General features: G+C 61.5%; 1 pseudogene. It reads left to right on the top strand.

Going from position 1 to position 1,598, the window contains the following annotated elements:
- Positions 1–884: 884 nt before the first annotated feature.
- Positions 885–1,514, top strand: a pseudogene (locus tag GGQ98_RS18015) (ParB/RepB/Spo0J family partition protein); the annotation flags it as partial.
- Between the last annotated feature and the right edge of the window lie 84 nt (positions 1,515–1,598).

The following is a 1,598-nucleotide window of genomic DNA, read 5'->3' as shown; positions in this document are numbered from 1 at the left end:
ACCCCATATGAATATGTCTGCAAAATATGGTCCGAGCAGCCAAAACGGTTTATCAGAGAACCGCACCATCAAAACGAGGGACTAAACACCTAGCGTTTCGCCAAGATACCCTTGAAGCGATGTGCGATTGAGCATTGCGGGATAATGTGCGGCAGGGTCATGCGCAGGGTCGTTGAAAGGCGAAAGATCGTCCTGGAAACCGGATCGAATCCGGCGGCGGGCATCGTCTAATGCCTCCTGAACATAGGCGATCAGTTCATCGCGCAGTGGGCCGAGGGCGCCGTGAACCTCTCGCCACACCCGTAACCGGTAGCGTTGATGTGTATGGGGTATGCCTTGATCGACCAACCAAGAATTGAGAGGAACAGGCGTCAGACGACGAAACCGAATCACGTTATTGAACCACCCCCTCTATATTCCCCATGCAGACCCTTAGCACCGAAGCGTATTCGGTAAGCTGAGTTTTGATCGACATAGATTCAGCAGGATGGCGCCTCCCTTCGGGACCGCCGCTCTATCTCCGCTGCGCTCCGACCGAGCCCCTGACGGGTCTCGTCCGTGCCGGTGACGATCAGCATGGCGGGTTGGCGCTGGCGCGCCGATAGGCAAATCCGCCGAGGCGGATTTGTGTGTGTGTCCGATTCTGTGGAGATCGGGCCAGGGCTGCGCCGGCCCGATCGCATTGTTTGTAGCTCTCCCCGTCGGTGGGGTGGGCGACGCTTCCCTTTAGGCCCGCCGCGCCGGGCCGCAACGCGCGTGGCCGCGCTTACCTCCTCTTCGTTCCGGCCCTTCGGGTGCGTTCCGGCTCCGTCGGCGGGCCTGCCGATCGCTCTTTCGCCGCCCACCCCATTCCGGGGTGCGTGTGGTTTTGAAGGAGAAGTGTGATGAACGCTGTTACCGAAACCGTAGCCGCCGAGCCTGTGTCGGGCGTCGAAATCTTCGTGCCGCTCGCCAAGCTCAAGAAGTCCCCGCGCAATGCCCGCAAGGTGCCGCATGGGGACGCCGCTATCGAGGCGCTGGCCGCTTCGATCCAGCACAAGGGACTCATCCAGAACCTTGTCGTGGAACCCGAGATCAAGGACGGTGAGCCGACCGGCTGCTATTTCGTCACCGCTGGCGAGGGCCGCAGGCTGGCGATGCTGCTGCGCGCCAAGCGCAAGCAGATCAGGAAGTCCGAGCCTGTCCGTTGCTGGCTGGATACGCAAAACGATCCCGCCGAGATCAGCCTTGACGAAAATGTCACCCGGACGCCGATGCACCCCGCCGACCAGTTCGAGCGGTTCGCAGAGCTTTCCAACGACAAGGGTTGGGGCGCGCAGGAGATCGGCGCGCGGTTCGGCGTGTCGGCGGGCGTGGTGAAGCAGCGGCTTCGCTTGGGCGCTGTCAGCCCGAAGCTGTTGCAGGTCTATCGCGAGGATGGCCTTACGCTGGACCAGCTTATGGCCTTCGCGATCACCGAGGATCATGCCCGGCAAGAGCAGGTGTTCGAGGGGCTGCACCACAATTGTGGACCGGCGTGCAAAAGGGACCCCGTTAGCGGGGTGATCGGCGTCCAATAGGGACCCCTCATTTCGATGGTTTAGGCAGCGGCCTGGTTT

This window comes from Sphingosinicella soli, assembly GCF_014199685.1.
GTDB lineage: Bacteria > Pseudomonadota > Alphaproteobacteria > Sphingomonadales > Sphingomonadaceae > Sphingosinicella > Sphingosinicella soli.
This window is presented reverse-complemented; position numbering and strand designations above follow the sequence as displayed.